The following is a 16,871-nucleotide window of genomic DNA, read 5'->3' as shown; positions in this document are numbered from 1 at the left end:
CATTTGTGTCCTTTACGTCGCCGTCGAGCCGTTACCGGACTCGTCCTTACAGGAGAATTGCATGCTCACACTCGGTCCTAATGACATCTTGCTTGACCGCCACGCCAACAATTGGCAAGCGGCGCTGGATGAGGCCGCCCGGGTACTGGCTGACGCGGGGCTGGTTGATCCTGCCTATCGCGAGGGCCTGCATGCCCGTGAGGCGCAGTCATCTACCTATCTGGGTAATGCTATCGCCATTCCCCACGGCACGCCCGAAAGCCGCCAGCATGTTAAGCGGACTGGCGTTCGAGTACTGCAATTTCCAGAAGGCATCGAATGGCACGATGGCAACCGCGTCTATGTACTGGTGACGATTGCCGCACAAAATGATGAACATTTGGATATTTTGCGCGCCCTAACGCACGTACTGGACCGTGACGGCGTTGCTGAAGCGCTTGCCGCAGCCCGCTCCACCGAGGACGTCGCTCGCCTGCTGTCTAAATCTGCACCCGCGCCCAGACTGGATAGCGACACGCTTTGCCTGCAGTTTCCCGCACAAAGTGTTCAGGAACTGGCCCTGGCAGCGGCCGCCCGCTTACGCCAAAGTGGCTGCGTAGATAACCACTTTATTGCCGATATTGCGGCGAAACCGCCGGTTTGGCTGGGCGACGGTTTTTGGCTTGCCAGCAGCGCCAGCGGCGTCCAACAGCCTGCGCTGGGCGTGGCGACACCGGTCGAAGCACACATGGAAGAGAACGGCCATGCTGTTCACGGCCTGTTTTGCCTGGCAGCACAGGGAAGCGCGCACACCTCCCTGTTGGAGCAACTTCAGAAGGTGCTCGAAAACACCCCAAGCCGCGCGTTACTAAAGGCAGATGCCGCCCAAGTGCTGGCTCAGCTTGCAGGTGAAACAGCCAATACGCATACCCAGCGCGTGCGGGTATTAAATCCCCACGGCCTGCACGCCCGTCCGGCTAAACAGTTGGTGCAGGTAGCTCGAGCACAGGCCGTTGCGATTAACGTTCGCCTGGAAGAAGGCAGCCCCGCCAGCGTTTCCGCAGCGAGCCTGACCAAAGTCATCGGCTTAGGCGCACGCCGTGGCCAGTGGCTGGTACTTTCTGGCGAAGGCAATGAAGCGCCACAGGCACTGGCCAACGTCGCGGATGCAATTGAAGGCGGCTTGGGTGAAAAGGTAGCGCCTTTTGACAGCGGCCGAGAGCAGCTGGCGACCCACCCTGCTCACGAGGAAACCGTTACGCCTTTGACAGCCGATACACCGCATACGGCGATTGCGGCCTCCCCCGGGCTTGCGATTGCGCCGGTGTTTGTTATTCGCCCTCAGCACTTTGATTACCCGGAACAGGCTGACAATCCCGACCGCGAACTGACCCGGCTGCACAATGCCATCCAGGAGGGCATTGCCCAGCTGGAAGCCCTGGTGCGCAATGCGCCGGGTGGCGAAGTGGCCGATATCCTCTCCATGCATGAAGAGATGCTGGATGACCCCGAGCTGCACCGCGCCGCCGAAGATGCCATTCGTGAAGGCCGTTCAGCAGAGGCGGCCTGGTGGGAAGCGATTGAAACCGCCGCCCACGCGCAAGAAATGCTTGCCGACCGCCTGCTTGCTGAGCGTGCCGCCGACCTGCGTGATGTGGGTCGCCGCGTACTGAGCGTTTTGTGCGATACCCAACTTCCCGAGCCACCCAACCACCCCTACATTCTGGTAATGGACGATATCGGTCCTTCCGACGTAGCGCGCCTGGATACCTCCCGCGTGCGCGGTCTTTTGACCGAACGTGGCGGCGCCACCGCCCACAGCGCTATTTTGGCCCGTGCGCTGGGCATACCCGCGGTGGTGGGCGCGGGCAAAGCGGTAATGGCCTTAGCCAATGCCAGTATGATGATTCTGGACGGCGAGCGAGGCCGCGTCACTCCTGCGCCTTCCGAGCAGCGCTTACGCCGCGCCGAGCAGCAGTTGCTTGATTTACAGGCCCGCGAAGCCGATGCCTGGGAGCGGCGTTATGAACGCGCCCAAACCCGCGACGGCCACTGCGTGGAGGTGGCTGCTAACCTGGGCAACACCGCTCATGCAGAAGATGCGGTTGAACGTGGTGCTGAGGGCGTTGGCCTGCTGCGCACTGAGTTCCTGTTTATGGCCCACTCAAGCGCACCCGACCTTGCCACGCAAACCGCCGAGTATCGGCAGGCCATCGTCGCCCTGAATGGCCGCCCATTAGTGGCACGTACCCTGGATGTGGGTGGCGACAAGCCCCTGCCCTACTGGCCAGTCCCCCAGGAAGACAACCCGTTTTTGGGTCTGCGTGGCATTCGCCTAGCGTTAACCGAGCCCGACGTACTCGAAACCCAACTGCGCGCGCTTCTAATGGCAGCCGCCCCGGTAGCGGGTTCAGAAGAGACGCCCAGGCCGCTGCGGATTATGCTGCCAATGGTCAAGGACGTGGCTGAATTTCGCGCCGCCAAAGCCATTTTTGACCGTTTGCTTGCGGAAATTCCCGCGGATGAGCGCGCAAGCGACGTGCAGCTAGGCGTGATGATCGAGATCCCTTCCAGCGCATTGCTGGCGCCAACGCTTGCCGCCGAGGTGGACTTCTTCTCGGTTGGCACCAACGATTTAACCCAGTACACACTGGCGATTGACCGCGGTCATCCCGAGCTCTCTGCCCAGGCGGATGGCCTGCACCCGGCGGTTCTGCGTTTGATCCAGATGACCGTTGACGCCGCTCATGCCCAAGGTAAATGGGTCGGCGTTTGCGGTGAGCTGGCCTCGGATACGGCGGCTATTCCCGTGTTAGTGGGGTTAGGCGTTGATGAGCTTTCAGTTAGCGCCCGGCAAATTCCGCTGGTGAAAGCTCGCCTGCGTGAGTTCGATCTGGCCGATGCCCAAGCCAGTGCGCAACTGGCCCTAATCCAGGCGACCAGCGCCGCTGTGCGCGACGCGCTGGAGGCACACTAATGGCCCGGATTATTACCGTTACGCTCAACCCAGCGCTGGATTTGGCGTTTGACCTTGAAGAGTTAACGCTGGGCGCGGTTAACCGCCCCTGGAACGCACAGCTGGAAGCCGCGGGCAAAGGCGTTAACGTTGCACGAGTGCTGGCCTCGCTGGGCCATCACGTGGTGGTGAGCGGATTTCTCGGGCGCGATAACAATGGCCCCTTCCAACGGGCGTTTACGCAGTTGGGCGTTACGGATGCCTTTGTCCGCGTGCCAGGGGAAACCCGTATTAATGCCAAGCTGGCGGAAAAAAGCGGCCGGGTGACCGACATTAACGGCCCCGGTATCGGCGTAGACGCCACGCAAGTCGCCGCGCTTCTGAACAGCATTAAACAGCAGCTAAACGCTGAGCCTGTCGATGCCATTCTTGTGGCAGGTAGCCTGCCCCCTGGCTTAAGCCTGACAAGCTTTGCCACGTTGCTGACTGAACTAAAAGCTACCGGCGTGCCGTTATGGGTGGATACCAGTGGCGAAGCCCTGCTGTGCGCGATTGAGGTAGCCCCCGAAGCCGTTAAACCCAATGAATTGGAACTTGCCCACTGGGCCGGTGAGGCACTGGATGATCACACCAAGCGAGTAAGCGCCACCTGCCGCCTTTATCAGGCAGGTATTGGCCAAGCGCTACTTTCTGCCGGGGCCGACGGCGTTATTTGGGTAAACGCCAAGGGCATCTGGCAGTCAACGCCACCCCGCGTTCAGGCAGCCAATACCGTGGGTGCCGGCGATACCTTTGTGGCTGGCATGCTTCACGGCGTGCTCAGCCAGCAAAGTGACGAAGAAACACTGCGTTTTGCCACGGCACTTTCCGCCGAATCTGTTCGCCATGTTGGCGTGGGCCATGCCCACGCGGACGACTTTGCCGTACTCCTACAACATACTCAGGTCCAGCGTCTGCACGCCAGCCGCACCGAGGGAACGTCACAATGAATATTATTCTAATTACCGCCTGCCCCAGCGGCATGGCAACGACTTTTTTGGCCGCCCGACGCCTTGAACAAGCCGCTCAGCGCTTGGGTTGGAAAGTGCATGTAGAAATGCACGGAGAACTGGCACCGGTCGAGGCCGCCACTGCCGAACAAATTGCCCATGCCGATTTAATTGTCGTGGCCGCCGAGCACGTACCCGCACCGGAGCGATTTGAAGGCAAACGCCTTTACCAGGCACCGATTGCTCAAGCGCTGCCTGACCCGGACGCGTTTTTAACCACCGCTAAACGCGAAGCGCCATTATATAGCGCCCCGGTTGCTACCCCTCAAACAAAAGCGCCAGCCGCTGCAGGCGGCCAAACCATTGTGGCCGTTACCGCCTGCCCCACCGGTGTTGCTCACACCTTTATGGCCGCAGAAGCGCTGGCTGAGGCGGGCAACGCCATGGGCCACTCAATTCGAGTGGAAACCCAAGGCTCAGTCGGCGCCCAGGACAAGCTAACGGAAGACGAAATCGCCGCCGCCGACGTTGTCATTCTGGCCTGCGATATTGAAGTTGATCCAACGCGTTTTTCCGGTAAACGCGTGTACCGCACCTCGACCGGTACGGCGCTTAAAAAACCTCAGGCAACGATCGAAAACGCCTTGGCCCAAGCCTGCGTGGAAAGCGCAGGCACGGCTAGTACGGCTTCAAATGAAAGCAAAAGCCTGAAAGAGAAAGGTGTGTATAAACACCTGCTCACCGGCGTGTCGTTTATGCTGCCCATGGTGGTGGCGGGCGGGCTACTAATCGCCCTGTCGTTTATGTTCGGCATTGAGGCATTCGAGCAGGAAGGCACCCTGGCCGCTGCGCTGATGCAGATTGGCGGCGGCACTGCCTTTGCGTTGATGATTCCGGTATTAGCAGGCTATATCGCTTACTCAATTGCCGACCGCCCAGGTATTGCGCCGGGTATGATTGGCGGCATGCTGGCGGCGGACATTGGCTCGGGGTTTATTGGCGGTATTCTGGCAGGCTTTCTAGCCGGTTACGTAGCCCTTGCAGTCACTCGCCATGTGAAGCTGCCTTCGAGCATCGAGTCACTTAAGCCCATCCTGATTATTCCGCTGATCGCGAGCCTTGTGACAGGCCTGGTCATGATTTACATCGTAGGCGAACCGGTTGCCGCGCTGCTTAACGCGTTAACCAACTTCCTGGCGTCGATGGACTCCACCAATGCCATATTGCTGGGTATTTTGCTGGGCACCATGATGTGCTTTGACTTGGGCGGCCCGGTTAACAAGGCGGCCTACACCTTTGGTGTGGGCCTCTTGGCCTCAGGCACCTACGGCCCCATGGCCGCGATTATGGCGGCAGGCATGGTACCGGCCATCGGCATGGGTATCGCAAGCTTCGTGGCACGCAACAAATTCTCCGAGCCGGAACGTGAAGCCGGCAAGGCTTCGTTCGTACTGGGGTTGTGCTTTATTAGTGAAGGCGCGATTCCGTTCGCGGCCAAAGATCCGCTGCGGGTTATTCCCGCTTGTATCGCTGGGGGCGCCGTTACGGGTGCGCTTTCGATGCTGGTGGGTGCCCAATTAATGGCCCCGCACGGGGGTATTTTCGTCCTGCTGATTCCTAATGCAATCACCCCGCCACTGCTCTACCTGGGCGCCATTGTGGCAGGCTCACTCATCACTGGCCTGAGCTACGCCTTTATTAAACGCGGCGCCGCTCAAGTGGCCGTCGCCAGCTAAGTGTTAGCTCAACACGAGCAGGCGCAATGCCTGCTCGTGGTTAGCCCTGTATAAAAGCTGCTGACGTCATTGCTGTTTTATTACCTGTTTTATCGCCACGCTCAACGGATAGTTGCCCTTATCGCTTTTTTATGTAGTATTTTTACATAATCGATATCACCGCCATTTACCCCAGTTAATATTTGCCACTCAACAACAACGGATACGCGCTCTATGTTTCAACTCACCCGTAGCGTTACGTGGCAGGCGCTTGAACGCCTGCGCGACAACACCCATAACGACCGCATCCGGGACTACTTCACTAACGACCCAAAGCGTTTTGAGAAGATGAACCTCAAGGTAGGCGGTCTGTTTCTGGACTATTCAAAGCACCATGTTTCCGACGCAGTGCTCGCCAAACTGATAGAGCTTGCTGACCACTCCGCGCTGGTGCAGCGCCGGGCACAAATGTTTTCTGGCGATATTATCAACGTTACCGAAAACCGCCCGGTACTGCATACCGCGCTGCGTAACCTGAGTGACGAACCGGTGTATGTCGACGGCGAAGACGTCATGCCGGAAATTACCCGCACCCGCGAACAGATCAAACAGTTTTCTGAAACGGTACGCAGCGGAGAATGGAAAGGTTACAGCGACCAGTCGATCAAGGATGTCGTTAATATCGGGATTGGCGGCTCGGACCTTGGTCCCAACATGGCGGTGCGCGCGCTACTTAAATATCGTCATCCGGAGATGCACTTTCACTTTGTATCCAACGTGGACGGCACACATATCCAGAAGGTGCTTTCGCGCTTGGACCCGGCCACCACGCTGTTTATCGTCTCGACCAAGACATTTTCCACCCAGGAAACGCTGCTCAATGCAAAAACAGCGCGGCGCTGGTTCCTGGAGAACGCCGGAAGCGACGCGGATGTAGGTGCCCACTTTGTCGCCGCTTCTACCAACCGCAAAGCGGCTATGGAATTCGGCATTCGTGAAGAGAACGTGTTCGAGTTCTGGGCGTGGGTGGGTGGGCGCTACTCCATGTGGTCCTCAATCGGCTTACCGATTGCGTTATCTATCGGTTTTGAAGGGTTTATTGAGCTGCTGGAAGGTGCCCACGAAATGGACCGCCACTTTATTGAGGCGCCTTTTTCCGAGAACATGCCGGTACTCATGGCACTTATCGGCATCTGGTATATCAATTTTATTGGCGCAGAAACCCAAGCCATCGTGCCTTACGACCAGGCGCTTAACCAGCTGCCCTCCTTCCTGCAACAGCTGGATATGGAGTCCAACGGCAAATCGGTGGATATTTTCGGCCACCCGGTCAACTATAAAACCGGCCCGATTGTATGGGGGCAAACCGGCTCCAATGGTCAACACGCCTTCTTCCAACTGCTGCACCAGGGCACGCGCTACGTACCTATCGACTTTATCGCCTCGCTCAAACCCGAATCAGGCATGGAAGACCACCACTTTGCGCTATTAACCAACATGCTAGCCCAGGCCAACGCTTTTATGGAAGGTAGCCAAGGCGACGGTAAAGAGTTAAGCCAGCACGACCCCTACAGCTGCCCCGGCAACCGGCCATCCAGCACATTACTGTTGGATGAACTCACTCCCCGCAATCTCGGCGCGCTAATCGCACTCTACGAGCACAAGGTCTTTGTTCAAGGCGTGATCTGGAACATCAACTCGTTCGATCAATGGGGTGTTCAGCTAGGCAAACGTATCGCCGGTGAAATCAGCGAACGCATCGACACTAACGCAGCCGACTTTGATGCCTCGACCCAAGGGTTGTTAGAGTTGGTGCGGGCGCATTTTCCGGGTGACGGCGCCAGCACCAACAGTCAACAAGCTGAAAACGCCAAAAAAGCGACCAGGAAAAAGAGTTAGCGGATTTTAGACATAGAGAAAAGCGTTTATTCAAAGCCCTTGCGTAATAGCCGGGGCTTTATATACGTAATCTGTATTGATGCTGTATCGACGAAAACAGCGTGTTAGTTCGCTTCCATCCAGTACTGCGTTGATGTCTCACCGCATATTGTAAAACCCAACCGCTCGTACAAGGCGATGGCTTGGCTCTGCTTTAAAACACGAAGCCGTAAAGGCACGCCCAGCACTCTGGCCTTTTCAAGCTCCTGGCGCACAATGTGTGCACCAACTCCCCGCCCTTGATATTCCGCTAAAAGAAACAGATCCCGAAGCTGAAGAAATTCCCCTTCATTTGTAACCCATACTGCACCGACAGACTTGCCGTTTAACACTAGGACTTCAAAACCACCCTTACGCCATTTTTCATCAAAGGCTGGCATTTGAAGCTCGACCTCCCAAGTGTCGAATTGACGCTCGACAACATTCTGGTAGGCGCTTTCATAAGCACGCCAAATAAAATCACGATCACTCTGTGCTGCTATTAACCTGGCAATATGCATTGCTTTATACCGCCCAAACCGATTAATGGAAGTTTACTGACATACAAAGCTGATTATCGTATCAAGTACCTTAGTGGGGCAGATACTCACTATGTGCCCTCTTTCTCCAATACGACTTCCCATAGCGCCTTCGACTTAACATATTTGCCGGTAAAATAGTGTTCCATTGAAATCCTTTTCCAGCCATCAGCGAACAGTGATTCAATAGAAGTTTCGTCAAAAAAGCGCTTGGGCGCACCATCCACAAGAAAGAAGTTTGATTCGAGTTGCGGATGACCGCTGGCTCCAAAGTTGCGATCCTGAGTGGAATTAAGACGGCAAAGCAGAATGCCACCTGGGCGTAACGTAGATCGTATTTTTCGGATAAGCGCTTGCGTTTCATCCCAAGCGAAGTAGTGCAGCGATAAGCTCGCCACCACAACACCTGGCTCGCAACACTGCTCAGGGAAAGGATCACGTACATCTCTACATTCCACTATGGCCTTGGGCACTCTGATTTTGGCGAGCCCTGCCGCCGTACGAGACAAATCGAAAGCGTAAACGCTCAAGCCGGCATTTGAGAGGACGGCCGTGTCATCGCCGTGGCCACACCCAATTTCAAGAACAATATCTTTACCTGCGCGCTTGCGCACCAACGGTAACCATCGATTAAGCCAAGGATCTGTAAGCATAGTATTTGAAACCCTCCTGTGAGTGACAACGGCGCTTGTTATGTAGAGTGCGAAGTCGAGATACCGCACCATGCTCCCCAGGCTGGATGTTAGTGGCCGGCACAGAGCGCGTGTATGCGCTATTGTGCTGGGCGATGATCCCAGCGTTTTACCTACCCAGATCCAGGAGCGCTTTCCTAGCGCGCATCCCAAAAATGCGGGCGTGGATTTCTCTGCCATCATTGAACAAGTGATTACGCTCATTGAAGTATCTGAAAATAAAATTAAACTGCCTCAGGATACTCAAAGTGCTGTCTTTCAGGAACGCGTTTGGAAAGCGCTTAGCCCAATCTCTACCGATAAATACTGTAAGCAAAGATAGGGCCAGCTCTTTGCTAACCCTATTAACTCATTGTTTTAATTTAACAAGATAACGCCCTCGAAATGCTATTTTCACTTTACAAGCACAACGTATTCACGCAAGCCACGTCCTGAAATATCAACCCTTTTAACACATGGAACAAATAACCCGGCAAGCGCATTACCGTTGAAGTTAGCGAGCGTATCGACACTATTACTATCAACTTCACTTATATCGAGTGGTAACGACAACAAATGGTTATTCAACACGCTCTTCTCGCCACAACAGCGGATAGTTAGATACAAAACCTGATGACGTTACCGTTAACTCCGTTTCGAAATCACCGCCGCTCGATACGTAGTGAAATATTGACTCTGATTGCCGGGTGTAACGTTGAGGGAGCTTTTCCAACGTCAGCTCTGGAAATGTTAACCAAGCAGCGACTGCCTGCTCGGAGTCTCCTATAGCCATATTACATCGTCTGATAGGCAGCAAATTCGTCGCTGGTGAAAAGGCGAGATCAACGTCAATACACCCTTCAACCTGAGGTTGCTCAACCCCGTTCAACGTCCACACATTGCCTGGCTCGACCATAAGTACCACATTAATCGGCTCATCATTAATGTTACCGACCACATGCACTTCTTGCGTTTTCCAAGCCGCATCGCACACGACTCTGTAGGAGAGCAAGCACTTGTGTCCCTTGGCTACGAAGATGGAAGATCCTGTCAGCAGGTGGCCTTTTTCACCGCTGCTCACGCTACATAACTCATGTCCTGGCAGGTCCAACCGCTGCCAGACAATCGTATCGTTGGTTGGCATCGTCATAAATTCCGAACCTTACTCCTATCAATCATCCTAAGCGGCGGTATCCCTCAAGCCAGTTCAACCTTACTAAAGTTAGCTTATAAATGGCCGATAACGTCTATTAATAACAACGAAGGATCGACCATGAAGATCGGATTTTCCAATTTTATGTTGATAGGTACCCGTCACGAATCGTCTTCCGCTTTGAAGGTGTCTCGGGTCGCGAGCCAAAAGAGCCCGATGGTGGCAGCATCGGATGCTGACGATGCACTGACTAAACGCCTTAAAAAGCAGAAAGAGGCGTTTGAGCAACTGGCGGCCCTGCCCAGCCCGAAAGAGTCAGCGATGCAAAATGCTTCGCAGAAAGTCGGCTTTTTAAAGCAGCGGCTGGAAACGCTTAAAGCGATGATGCGCTTTGCATCACCAGAACAGCTCAAATCCATGGCTAAAGAGCTTAAAAGCATCGCCCGCGAGCTAGGTGTGGCAGCGCGGCAATTAAATGATAGCGGCGGTGGTAGCGCTGGCCCTTCTGTCACGCCTACGGTAACGAGCGCCCAGCCAACAAGTGTCACCCCTACCGCTTCTCCTGACAGTGCTGAAAACGGCAGCGCCGATGCACAAGCTGACGCTCAAGCCGCCAACGCGACGCTCGCCAGTGCGGAGGCGGCCATGGCGAACCAGGAGGATGAGCAGAGCGAGCATGCCCAAGATGCAGCCACCACGACCAATAACGCGCCAAACGAGCCGGCCGTAATCATCACTTCGCAACCGCAGGATGATCGCCGTTCTCAAGGAATTAGTGCCAGCGAACACGCTCTACGCAGTATTTTGATCGACACAAAAAAAGAGCTTCAGGAAGCGATGAACGAGCTAAAGATTCGCCTACGTCAAGAGGATAAAGAAGCCCGCCGAGAACTAAAAAAGGCGGAAGAAGATATGAGCAAACTTGACCGTACACTGGCCCAGTCAACCTCCAATGCTCTCTACTCTTCGCTAGGCCAAATGCTACCTACTACCGTAAACAGTGCCAGCGTAGTCACTGGCAGTATTAGTGTGGAAGTTTAATATCATACTTGCGCTGCACTCGTTGGTTGGTACGTCCGCTGTCGGTCGATGGACGGATAAAGGTTTACTTGAATATTGTCGACCCGTAGGCTCTCCTAATTCACTATTCGCTGGCGCTTTCTAGCTGCTTACTCACATACTGCATCAAAGCTTCTCACTTGGTATCAAGGTTTTTTTCTGAATATCGAACGTGCTGGGCGTAAGCGAGGTCGTGAGCACAGAAAACATTTTTTCGACAAAATCCATGAGATGATCAGAAGCTTTCTCGGCGGCGGCGGCATCAGCATTGACCACCGCGTTCAACACGTCCAGATGCCCGTCGATAGTGCTATTCAGTGGGGCGCCTTCCGGCGTAAGCGAGTGATATAGCCAACCAATGCGGCGGAAAATGGTATGAAGCGGCCGTAATGTCGATTCGAGAAAAGGCTCACCGCAGGCCTGTAAAATGATCGCGTCGATTTCCCGATCGATGGTATTGAATTCAGAAATCGATATGACCGAACGCCTCGTATTCAATACCTCCACCAGATACGTCATATGCTGGCGGTCGTTGTTGCTTGAGCGCTGGCTCGCCAGCGCCACGACGAACCGCTCGATATCCCGGCGTAGTTTGAGAAGTGTTTGTGCTCGGTGCAGATCGATCGGCGATACCTGAATGCCCTGCCTTGGCTGAATGGTCAGCAAGGTATCCGTCGAAAGGCGAGTCACCGCCTGATAAACGGGCATTCTGTTGAATCCGGTCAGTTCCTGTAAATCCTGAATGCGCATGAAAGTACCCGGCTTTAGCTCGCAGGTGACGATCAGCTCCTCGATACTTTGATAGGCGAGTTCGAGCAGATTTTTCCCGCTTCGACCGTGATGCGAAGCCCCGTGGCTATTTTCTTTAGTCATGAAAGCCCATTCTTGTTCATTTATATGCCTGCCTCACCAAGTGATAAGGCTGAATGATTTCTTGACGTCAACCAAACTTGCAGCGGTATAAAGCCTGATACCTTGGCACCCAACACTTGGACTCGGATAGCTCGCCCCTTATGGGGCGGCTTTCATAATCTAGTTGAAAAGAGATATGGGCAGCAGTGAAAGCGATGGTACGAACGTAATGATGATCAAGGCAAGGATCATGATGATAACGAAGGGTAAAACGCCGTGAATCACCGTGCCCAGCGAGGTGCTGCCGATTCGTGCGGCGACGAATAGATTGATACCGAGCGGCGGCGTAATGAAGCCGATAGCAAGACTGACGACCATGATGACCCCGAAATGGATCGGATCTATCCCCACGGCCGTGACGACCGGATAGAGAATAGGTGCCAGTACCAGAATGGCTGGGGTAGTATCCATGACACAGCCTACCAACAGCAGTAGCACCAAAATGAGCAGCAAAAGCGCCACGGGTTCCAAGGATAACTGTAACATCAAATCTGCGATCGTCGAAGGAATGCGCTCGATAGTGAGGATGCGTGCGAAAGTGGAGGCGCAGCCCAGAATCACCATGACGGTCCCAGTTGTCGCGCAGGAACGGGCGATTGTCTTGAAGATATCGCGTGCCTTGAGTTCCCGGTGGATGACGACACCGCAAATGAACGCATACACAGCCGCCACCGCCGCTGCCTCTGTCGGCGTGAAGACACCGGCATAAATGCCCCCCAGAATGATGACCGGATTGAGCAGCGCCCACTTTGCTTCCCACATTAGTATTAGTGTTTTGCGCCCATCGAATTTGGCTGCATTGCCCTTCCAACCCATTTTTCGAGAATAAACATAGGCGTAGATGATCAACATGAAACCGATCAGCAGACCCGGTAGAATACCGCCCAAAAACATATTCGTGATGGAAGTGCCCGTGGTTACCCCGTACAGCACCATGGGAATGGACGGGGGAATGATGACCCCGATACTACCCGCCGCCGCGACTAGCCCCAAAATGAACGATTTGGAGTAACCCGCCTGAAGCATGGCGGGAATGACCATCGACCCCACCGCCGCTACTGTGGCCGGCCCAGAGCCAGAAACCGCGGCGAAAAACATGCATACGATTACCGTTACGATGGCCAAACCGCCGGTGATACGGCCAAAAAAAGCATTAGCGACCTCTAGAATCCGCCGCGACACACCTCCGGCCCCCATCAAATCCCCCGCCAAAATAAATAAAGGAATCGCCATAATGGGAAAGCTATCCGTGGCTGTAACCAAGGTTTGCGCGACATAAAGATCAGACAACATCCCAAAGGATAGAATCGTGACCACGCACGCCAAACCGATGGCGATACCCACCGGTACGTTGAGAATTAAAAGCACCACGAGACTTAGAAAAAGGACGCTGGCCGTCATGTGATATCTCCCCCACTCTGTGCCACGCTGGGGTGCTTAAGACGCCAGATAATAGTCTGAATTTGGCGTACCCCAGTAATGGCAAACCCCACAAATGGGGCGGCATAAACGATCCACATCGGAAGGCCGACCGCGGGAGAAGTTTGACCCAGCATCATCTGACGCTCAATCACTGACCAGCTGGTCCATACGATGTAAAGAGCAAATGCCAGAAACAGAAGATCGCCCAGAATCACGATGGCCGGGCGTATTCGGCGAGGAAACAGATCAAGCGCGGCATCGATTTTGATATGACGCATTTCTCGCGCGCCATAGCTGATCCCCAAGTAGATAAGCCAGATAAACAGATACCGGGCAATCTCCTCGGACCAGGACAGAGAGGCACCCATAACATACCGCATGAATACCTGCACTGCGAGTAGTACGGTCATGGTAGACATCAATACGACGCAGACGGATATTTCCGCGTACTCATCAAACCATTTCATGACTTTCATTGGCTCTCTCCGGCTTAAAGACAGGCCGAAATAACGTGTAAAACCGGGTAACCTAAAACCGATTTCGCCTTGGGGCAGACCGAGCTACCGTAACAACGCACCAAAATGACATGGCGCCATTACGGTCGTAATGGCGCCATGTCGATCAATCGTTCAGCAACTGTTCGAGGTATTCCGGATGATCCATCATGGAACCAACCAGCGAATAGATATCGGCATCAATCATCGTCTGCTGCCATAGCGCTTTTTGCTCTGGCGTAAGCTCAGTAACGGTCACGCCGGACTGCTCAGAAAAACGTTCAACGACCTCGGCTTCCAGCGCCTGTGAACGCTCACGCTGAAACACTGTGGCCTCTTCAATAGCTTCGTCGATTGCTTGCCGCTGAGCCTCGTCCAAGGCGTTGTAGCGCTCCAGGTTCATGAAAACGACAAACGGAGTGTAAACGTGCTGAGTCAGCGAAACGTAGTCCTGCACCTCCAAAAACCGATTACTGTCGATCACCGAAAGTGGATTCTCTTGGGCATCGACTGTGCCCTGCTGCAAGGCAGTGAAAAGTTCGGAAAACGCCATAGGCGTGGGGTTAGCGCCCAACGCTCGCCAAGCGGCCAGATGCACCTGATTTTCCATGGTGCGTACTTTCATGCCGGCAAGATCCGAGGGCTCGGTCACTTCATGATTGTTGCCGGTGTAGTTACGAAAGCCGTTTTCCCAAAATGCCAGCCCTTTTAATCCTTTTCCTTCAAGGGAGTCGAGGATCTGCTGACCAACCTCTCCATCCAAGGTCGAATAGGCTTCTTCGGAAGAGAGGAACAAAAAGGGCGCATCGAACAGATAAAAATCAGGCACCAAATTGGCCAGAGGACTGGTAGAGGCAATGCCAATATCGATATCTCCAAAGATCGTGCTTTCGAGCACTACGCGATCGTCGCCTAACTGGTTATCGGGAAAGAGGCTAATCTCCAGTTCGTCACCAGTTTTCTCCTCGACCATACGTTTGAACTCGATGCCAGCTTCTTTTGCGGATTCGGCCACGACGTTAGCAAGACGCAAAGTATCGGCCTGGGCCAATGCAGGAGTGGTCAGCAGTGCCGCAGCCGCGAGGATATTTTTGAGTTTGGCGCGCTTAATCATACTTGTTTTCCTTATTTATGATGCTTGGCTGATGCAAAGCGCCCGTAAGGGTGCCTTGTTCTGACGTTCACGACTAAACCTTCACAGTTGGCCAGCGTGTTCATGCGTTTTCGAAATCGATTTGAACCTTCATGGCGCGATCACGCCGAGCGGCCAATTCAAATGCTTGCTCTGCATTGGCCATGGGAAGCACAGACGTGATCAACGGGGCGACATTAATACGCTTGCTGCCTATGAGCTCTACCGCCTGTTTGAATTCCTTGTCGAAGCGGAAAGTCCCTTTTATGTTTATCTCTTTCGCCACAACAAGATTCATTTCGAGATTCACTGCGCCGCCAAGCCCCACCGTCACGATAGTGCCCCGCGGGCGTACCACTTCTAACGCAGCACCCAGCGCTTGCGGGCTGCCCGAACACTCAATAATAACGTCCAGCGCCCCTTTTCCCTTCGCCAACGACTGAAGCTCTTCCGGCGACGAGCTGACGTTAATGGTGCGCATCGCCCCCATCTGCCGAGCAATTTTCAAGGGTGCTTCGTGCATATCGGTCACGATCACTTCTTTCGCGCCGGCGTGGGCGGCCAACATGGCCGTCAAACAGCCGATGGGCCCGCATCCGGAAATCAGCACGCGCTTGCCCTCGAGCGCACCCGCCTGGCCCACGGCATGTAGGCAAACGGCTAAGGGCTCGGCACATGCGGCGTGGGTCAAGTCGATATCGCCGGGCAGTGCGACGAGCTGTTGACGATCAATCGTGATCGTTTGACGAAACAGCCCCTGCTGATGCGGAAAGCGCATGGCGCTTCCAAAAAACCGCATGTCGTCACACTGATTGAAAAGCCCCTGATGGCAATAAGTGCATTTTTCGCACGGTATGGAAGGGTTGATAGCCACCTTGTCATCAACGCGAAGATCCGTCACGCCATCGCCGACCGCGCTTACCATGCCGGACACCTCGTGACCCAACGTCATCGGCTCGCGCAACCTGACTTGGCCGAAACCACCCTGGTGGTAATAGTGCAGGTCGGAGCCACAAATGCCGCCCCTACTGATCGTGACCGTCACTTCATGCTGCCCTGGAGGCGTGGCATCAGGCTCCTCTTCGACTCGAAGATCATGGGCCTTGTGTATTTTAATCGTCAGCATCACTTACCCCACTCGATGAGTGTTACAGCACGGAAATCATGCCGCCATCGACATAAACGATGTGGCCGTTGACGTAGTTGGAGGCGGCCGAGGCGAGATAGATCGCCGTGCCTGCCAGCTCGTCTGGTCGGCCCCAGCGCCCTGCCGGCGTGCGCCCTTTAACCCAGCTGTCGAACTCAGGATTGCTCGTCAGGGCTTCGTTCATATCGGTCAGCATATAGCCCGGGCCGATAGCGTTGGCCTGGATACCGTACTGCCCCCACTCCGCCGCCATCGATTTGGTCAGCATCTTGATGCCGCCCTTAGCCACCGTATAAGGAGTGACGGTCGCTCGGGCCAGGTCGCTGGTCAAAGAGCCGATATTGATGATCTTGCCTGCCCCTTTCTCTACCATCCGTTTGGCTACTTCACGGCTCACGATGAAAGCCGAGGTCAGGTTGGTATCGATTACTCGCTGCCAATCGCGAGTATCCAGTTCAAGCATCGGCTTTCTAAACTGAATCCCCGCGTTATTGACCAGTATGTCGATTTCGATACCGCCCTGGTCCAATTGCGCCAGGGCCTGACAGACCGCAGTTTCATCGGTAACGTCGAAGGCCGAGACGTTAACCTCGTAGCCTTCGCCCTGCATCCTTGCGGCGCTGGCTTCAAGACGCTCGGTGTTCATACCGTTGAGTATGATCCGGGCTCCGGCCGCGGCCATGCCTTCGGCAATGGCCAGCCCAAGTCCGCGCGATGAGCCCGTTATCAGCGCGGTCTTTCCGGTTAAATCAAACAGCTTGATGGACATGACGTCTCCTTCGCGTG

15 protein-coding genes are annotated in these 16,871 nt (G+C 54.7%); 6 read left to right on the top strand and 9 right to left on the bottom strand.

What is annotated here, in order from left to right; all coding sequences use genetic code 11:
• The first annotated feature begins 61 nt into the window (after positions 1-61).
• The 4 genes from ptsP (at position 62) to pgi (ending at position 7,538) form a co-directional block, all read left to right on the top strand.
• A complete protein-coding gene (ptsP, locus tag ACT3T7_RS13610; RefSeq protein ID WP_444631306.1) occupies positions 62-2,956 on the top strand; it encodes a phosphoenolpyruvate--protein phosphotransferase in 2,895 nt (964 codons plus the stop codon).
• Positions 2,956-3,924 (top strand): 1-phosphofructokinase, encoded by a 969-nt coding sequence (gene pfkB, locus ACT3T7_RS13605; RefSeq protein ID WP_444631305.1) that lies wholly within the window; start codon positions 2,956-2,958, stop codon positions 3,922-3,924. Before ptsP ends, pfkB begins: the two co-directional genes overlap by 1 nt.
• Positions 3,921-5,660, top strand: coding sequence for a PTS fructose-like transporter subunit IIB (locus ACT3T7_RS13600; protein ID WP_444631304.1), 1,740 nt, complete (start codon positions 3,921-3,923; stop codon positions 5,658-5,660). Before pfkB ends, ACT3T7_RS13600 begins: the two co-directional genes overlap by 4 nt.
• A gap of 213 nt (positions 5,661-5,873) precedes the next feature.
• Positions 5,874-7,538, top strand: a complete 1,665-nt coding sequence (gene pgi, locus ACT3T7_RS13595) for a glucose-6-phosphate isomerase (protein ID WP_444631303.1) — start codon at positions 5,874-5,876, stop codon at positions 7,536-7,538.
• A gap of 104 nt (positions 7,539-7,642) precedes the next feature.
• Here the strand turns inward: pgi and ACT3T7_RS13590 are convergent, their stop codons facing one another.
• Positions 7,643-8,077, bottom strand: coding sequence for a GNAT family N-acetyltransferase (locus ACT3T7_RS13590; RefSeq protein ID WP_444631302.1), 435 nt, complete (start codon positions 8,075-8,077; stop codon positions 7,643-7,645).
• 89 nt (positions 8,078-8,166) lie between these two features.
• Complete coding sequence (locus ACT3T7_RS13585) at positions 8,167-8,748, bottom strand: class I SAM-dependent methyltransferase (RefSeq protein ID WP_444631301.1); 582 nt, start codon at positions 8,746-8,748, stop codon at positions 8,167-8,169.
• Between the two features lie 124 nt (positions 8,749-8,872).
• Here ACT3T7_RS13585 and ACT3T7_RS13580 point away from each other — a divergent pair, with 124 nt between their 5' ends.
• Positions 8,873-9,109, top strand: coding sequence for a hypothetical protein (locus ACT3T7_RS13580; protein ID WP_444631300.1), 237 nt, complete (start codon positions 8,873-8,875; stop codon positions 9,107-9,109).
• A gap of 237 nt (positions 9,110-9,346) precedes the next feature.
• Here the strand turns inward: ACT3T7_RS13580 and ACT3T7_RS13575 are convergent, their stop codons facing one another.
• Positions 9,347-9,916, bottom strand: a complete 570-nt coding sequence (locus tag ACT3T7_RS13575; RefSeq protein WP_444631299.1) for a putative glycolipid-binding domain-containing protein — start codon at positions 9,914-9,916, stop codon at positions 9,347-9,349.
• 123 nt (positions 9,917-10,039) lie between these two features.
• Here ACT3T7_RS13575 and ACT3T7_RS13570 point away from each other — a divergent pair, with 123 nt between their 5' ends.
• Positions 10,040-10,960, top strand: a complete 921-nt coding sequence (locus tag ACT3T7_RS13570; protein ID WP_444631298.1) for a hypothetical protein — start codon at positions 10,040-10,042, stop codon at positions 10,958-10,960.
• Between the two features lie 144 nt (positions 10,961-11,104).
• Here the strand turns inward: ACT3T7_RS13570 and ACT3T7_RS13565 are convergent, their stop codons facing one another.
• From ACT3T7_RS13565 to ACT3T7_RS13540, 6 genes are all read right to left on the bottom strand, one after another.
• Positions 11,105-11,851 (bottom strand): GntR family transcriptional regulator, encoded by a 747-nt coding sequence (locus ACT3T7_RS13565; protein ID WP_444631297.1) that lies wholly within the window; start codon positions 11,849-11,851, stop codon positions 11,105-11,107.
• A gap of 159 nt (positions 11,852-12,010) precedes the next feature.
• Positions 12,011-13,291 (bottom strand): TRAP transporter large permease, encoded by a 1,281-nt coding sequence (locus tag ACT3T7_RS13560; RefSeq protein WP_193055101.1) that lies wholly within the window; start codon positions 13,289-13,291, stop codon positions 12,011-12,013.
• Positions 13,288-13,788 carry a TRAP transporter small permease gene (locus ACT3T7_RS13555; protein WP_444631296.1) on the bottom strand — a complete coding sequence of 167 codons (501 nt, stop codon included), beginning with the start codon at positions 13,786-13,788 and terminating at the stop codon, positions 13,288-13,290. Before ACT3T7_RS13555 ends, ACT3T7_RS13560 begins: the two co-directional genes overlap by 4 nt.
• Positions 13,789-13,933: 145 nt before the next feature.
• Positions 13,934-14,920, bottom strand: coding sequence for a DctP family TRAP transporter solute-binding subunit (locus ACT3T7_RS13550; protein WP_226912139.1), 987 nt, complete (start codon positions 14,918-14,920; stop codon positions 13,934-13,936).
• 100 nt (positions 14,921-15,020) lie between these two features.
• The gene (locus ACT3T7_RS13545; RefSeq protein WP_444631295.1) at positions 15,021-16,064 is read right to left on the bottom strand and encodes an L-idonate 5-dehydrogenase; all 1,044 of its coding nucleotides are present in this window, start codon (positions 16,062-16,064) and stop codon (positions 15,021-15,023) included.
• A gap of 22 nt (positions 16,065-16,086) precedes the next feature.
• Positions 16,087-16,854 carry an SDR family oxidoreductase gene (locus ACT3T7_RS13540; RefSeq protein WP_193055104.1) on the bottom strand — a complete coding sequence of 256 codons (768 nt, stop codon included), beginning with the start codon at positions 16,852-16,854 and terminating at the stop codon, positions 16,087-16,089.
• Between the last annotated feature and the right edge of the window lie 17 nt (positions 16,855-16,871).

Source organism: Halomonas sp. 111, from assembly GCF_052379685.1.
Classification (GTDB): domain Bacteria; phylum Pseudomonadota; class Gammaproteobacteria; order Pseudomonadales; family Halomonadaceae; genus Vreelandella; species Vreelandella citrativorans.
The sequence above is the reverse complement of the archived record's forward strand: the minus strand, read 5'-3'. Positions and strand labels throughout refer to the sequence as shown.